Genomic DNA, 4,429 nt, shown 5'->3' on the forward strand with positions numbered 1-4,429 from the left:
GGAGAGGGATTGATACGACTGCCAATCCCAGGTGTAGATACTATGACTGATACACTTCCGTTCGATGCCGTCCGCGAACTCGACGTCGACGGGACGACGTACAAGATGGCCGATCTTCGAGCACTCGAAGAACAGGGGCTCTGTGACCTCGACACGCTCCCGGTGAGCATCCGTATTCTGCTTGAGTCGGTGCTCCGGAATGCCGACGGCGAAACTGTTACTGCGGCGGATGTCAAGAATGCTGCTGGCTGGGAGCCAGACGTACCGGACGCGGAGGTTCCGTTCTCTCCATCACGAGTCGTCCTACAGGATCTCACCGGCGTGCCCGCAGTTGTCGACCTAGCGGCCCTTCGATCCGAAGTCGACCGAAAAGATCGGGACCCCACCCTGGTCGAACCGGAAATCCCTATTGATCTCGTAATCGACCACAGCGTCCAGGTCGACTACTTCGACTCCGAGGACGCCTACGAGAAGAACGTCGAACTGGAGTACGAGCGAAACGCCGAACGGTATCGCGCGATCAAGTGGGCGCAGAACGCCTTCGAGAACTTCAACGTCGTCCCACCGGGCACCGGTATCGTCCACCAGGTGAACCTCGAGCATCTGGGTCGGGTCGTCCACGCCCGCGAGCATGACGGCGAGAACTGGCTCCTGCCGGACACACTCGTCGGCACGGACAGCCATACCCCGATGATCGGTGGCATCGGTGTGGTCGGTTGGGGCGTCGGCGGCATCGAGGCGGAAGCGGCGATGCTCGGTCAGCCGGTCACGATGAAACTCCCCGAGGTCGTCGGCGTCCGTCTCGAAGGCGAATTACCCGAAGGCGCGACGGCGACGGATCTCGTGCTCCATATTACCGAACGGCTCCGCGAGGTCGGCGTCGTCGACCGGTTCGTCGAGTTCTTCGGTCCCGGTGTAGGAAACCTCACAGTCCCCGACCGGGCCACGATCGCTAATATGGCACCCGAACAGGGCTCGACGATCAGCATGTTCCCGGTCGACGAGCAGACCCTCGAGTATCTCGAACTCACTGGGCGTGATCCCGACCACATCGACCTCGTCCGCGAGTACCTCGAAGCACAGGGCCTGTTCGGTGAACAGGAACCGGAGTATACCGAGGTCGTCGAGTTCGATCTTTCGACTGTCGAGCCGAGTCTGGCCGGACACAAGCGGCCACAGGACCGGATCCCGATGGGGGGCGTGAAACAGAGCTTCCGGGAACTTCTCTACGGTGAGTTCGAAGACGACCTCGACGACGCCGACGAGGATGCCCTGCAGCGGTGGCTCGGTGAGGGTGGTGCAGCTGGTGCGGAGACCGACGGCGGTATCGAGAGCGGAGCGACCGACACCTCGTCGAACCACCGGTCCGACGGCGGCGTTCAGGTCGAAACCGAATCCGAACTGCACCCGTTAACCAAACGCGTCGAGGTCGACCTCGACGGTGAGACGGTGGAAATTGGACACGGAGACGTCCTCGTCAGCGCCATCACGAGCTGCACGAACACGTCGAACCCGTCGGTGATGATCGCTGCTGGTCTGCTTGCCCAGAACGCCGTCGAGAAAGGCCTGGACGTCCCGCCGTACGTCAAGACGAGCCTCGCACCCGGTAGCCGCGTCGTCACGCAGTATCTCGAAGAATCGGGGTTGCTTCCGTATCTCGAAGAGCTCGGGTACGCCGTTGTCGGCTATGGCTGTACCACCTGTATCGGTAACGCCGGACCGCTTCCCGACCCAATCGAGCAGGCGATCGACGATCACGACCTCTGGACGACGAGCGTCCTCTCGGGGAACCGTAACTTCGAGGCGCGTATCCACCCGAAGGTCCGTGCGAACTATCTCGCGAGCCCGCCGCTCGTGGTTGCCTATGGGCTCGCAGGACGGATGGACATCGATCTTGAAAATGAGCCGCTGGGTACCAACGAGGAGGGTGAGCCGGTGTATCTGGCTGATATCTGGCCCGATGCAGAGGACGTGCAGGCAGCAATTCACGAGAACGTCTCTCCCGAGATGTTCGAGGAGAAGTACGCTTCCGTGTTCGAAGGCGACGAGCGATGGGCTGCTCTCGACGCGCCCAGCGGTGACGTCTACGAATGGGACGACGACTCGACGTACATCCGCGAACCGCCGTTCTTCCAGAACTTCCCGGTAGAGAAACCCGGTGTCGCCGATATCGATGACGGACGTTGTCTGCTGACGCTCGGCGATACCGTTACTACCGACCACATCAGTCCTGCTGGCCCGTTCGGGTCTGATCTCCCTGCCGGCCAGTGGCTGCTCGACCATGGCGTCGAGCCATACGAGTTCAACACCTATGGCGCGCGTCGGGGCAACCACGAGGTGATGATGCGGGGGACGTTCGCCAACGTCCGTATCGAGAACGAAATGCTCGACGATGTTGAGGGCGGCTACACGGTTCATCACCCGACTGATGAGCAGACCACCGTCTTCGAGGCCAGCCAACGCTACCGCGAGGAGGGCACCCCACTCATCGTGATGGCGGGCGAGGAGCTCGGGACAGGGTCGAGTCGTGACTGGGCAGCGAAAGGAACGGATCTACTCGGTGTCCGCGCAACCATCGGCGAGAGTTACGAGCGTATCTACCGCGACAACCTCGTCGGTATGGGTGTTCTCCCCCTACAGTTCGATGAGGGCGACTCGTGGGAATCTCTCGGGCTGGATGGGTCGGAGGTCTTCACGATCCGCGGTCTCGATGACGGTCTCGAGGTGATGGATGAGCTGACCGTTATCGCCGAGCGTGAGGACGGTTCGACTGTCGAGTTCCCAGTCACGGCACAGGTCGGAACGCCGGCTGCCGTGACATATATTGAACACGGCGGCATCCTCCACTACGTCCTTAGACAACTCCTCACTCAGTAACGACAGCGCGGTCAGTAACGGCCGTCGTCGGGCGTGAGACGGGCGCGGCGGCGGTCGAATTCCTCATCGTCGATCTCCCCACGGGCGTACCGCTCCTGGAGGACCGCGAGCGCGTTGTCTTCAGTGCTCCCGTCCGATTGTGACCGGATTGCCAGCCAGTAGACGAAATAGATGGGCAAGGCGACGAGGAGAGCCATCCACAGCAGGCCGACCAGCATCATTCCCCAGCCCCAAATACCCCACCCGGTCATATGGCCGTCATTCCATATTCCGTCGTGCCACCCCCACATCACTGCATCCGGGACAGTCGCATGCGTCAGGGCCATCCCGCCGACGACGGCCAGCGACAGTGCACCGACGACGATGAGTCCCAGGGAACGAATACCGCGTGATTGAATTGGATTTTGCATAATTGTACTCCTGAAGAGAGTTCGGCGTGGTTAGCCGAGGATGTATTCAAGTCGGGGGTAGCGCTCGACGAGCGCTTCGCCGCCGATGTCGTACTGTTCGATGTACTGATCGAGGCCCAGGATGCGGCCCGCGGCGAACGCGGCGACCGCGAGGAACACGAGCATGTACGCGAAGTCTCCGTTGATGAACCCGTGACCCATGTCCCAGTTGCCGAAGTAGAACATGAGCATCATGAGCGCACCGAAGAACGCCGCAAGGCGAACGAACGCGCCGACGAGGAGGCCGAGGCCGATGAACAGCTCGCCCCACGGGACGGCGACGTTCGCGAACTCGACGAACCATGGCGTCGACCCCATCCACGCGAACAGGCCCGCGAGGGGGTTGCCGTTGGTCGCGGCGACGTTCGACAGGTAGCCGCCGGCCCCGAACTCACCGGTGATCTTCGTGAACCCGGAATATGCGAACGCGTAGCCCATCATGAGGCGGAGCGCGAGTACGAACCACGCACTGAGGCTGTGGACCTTCCCGCCAACGGTCAGTCCGCCGATTTTGCTCTCGAGCTGATTCATGCCGGAGTCGAGTGTGGACATAGTTATTGCACCTTCAACTATCAGTACGGAGGCAGAGACGATATAACGGCGAGCCGGCGTTCTGAGTCAGAAAATCGGCGGGCTATATTACGCTCCTGTCGCGAGTAGAGACGTGTGACCGAGGAGTCCGACCCGTCGGAAATCTTCGCTACACTCGACGACGAGTACGCTCGCGACATCCTCGTGGCGACGAAGACCGACCGACTGTCTGCGAAGGAACTCAGCGATGAATGTGACATGTCACGCCCGACCGTCTCGCGCCGTGTCACCCGCCTCGTCGAGCAGGGCCTCCTCGAAGAGTATACGCACGTCGACCCCGGAGGACGGCACTACAGCGAGTACGAGGCTCGTCTCGAACGTATTGAAGTCCTCCTCCAGGCAGAGGGCTTCGATGTCCAGATCGATGTCCGGGCGGACCCCGCCGACCGGATTACGACCATCTTCGAGGAGATGCGGGGAGACTGACTTATGGAACACACGCTATTCGTCATCGGCAAACTGTTCACGACCGCGTTAGCACTGGTCATCGCATATCAGGCCTATCGCGGGTA

The 4,429-nt window shown here is 61.3% G+C and carries 4 protein-coding genes; 2 read left to right on the forward strand and 2 right to left on the reverse strand.

What is annotated here, in order from left to right; all coding sequences use genetic code 11:
* Positions 1-42 precede the first annotated feature (42 nt).
* A complete protein-coding gene (locus ACQUQ1_RS21710) occupies positions 43-2,877 on the forward strand; it encodes an aconitate hydratase (protein ID WP_435066299.1) in 2,835 nt (944 codons plus the stop codon).
* A gap of 11 nt (positions 2,878-2,888) precedes the next feature.
* Here ACQUQ1_RS21710 and ACQUQ1_RS21715 read toward each other — a convergent pair whose 3' ends face one another.
* Complete coding sequence (locus ACQUQ1_RS21715; protein WP_430506192.1) at positions 2,889-3,287, reverse strand: SHOCT domain-containing protein; 399 nt, start codon at positions 3,285-3,287, stop codon at positions 2,889-2,891.
* A 30-nt stretch (positions 3,288-3,317) separates the two neighbouring features.
* The gene (locus ACQUQ1_RS21720) at positions 3,318-3,878 is read right to left on the reverse strand and encodes a DoxX family protein (RefSeq protein WP_430506193.1); all 561 of its coding nucleotides are present in this window, start codon (positions 3,876-3,878) and stop codon (positions 3,318-3,320) included.
* 114 nt (positions 3,879-3,992) lie between these two features.
* On the opposite strand from ACQUQ1_RS21720, the gene ACQUQ1_RS21725 reads away from it, so the two are divergent.
* Positions 3,993-4,343 carry an ArsR/SmtB family transcription factor gene (locus ACQUQ1_RS21725; protein WP_095638028.1) on the forward strand — a complete coding sequence of 117 codons (351 nt, stop codon included), beginning with the start codon at positions 3,993-3,995 and terminating at the stop codon, positions 4,341-4,343.
* Positions 4,344-4,429: the final 86 nt, after the last annotated feature.

Origin of the sequence: Halobaculum sp. EA56, assembly GCF_051195075.1 — an archaeon.
In the GTDB taxonomy this organism is placed as follows: domain Archaea; phylum Halobacteriota; class Halobacteria; order Halobacteriales; family Haloferacaceae; genus Halobaculum.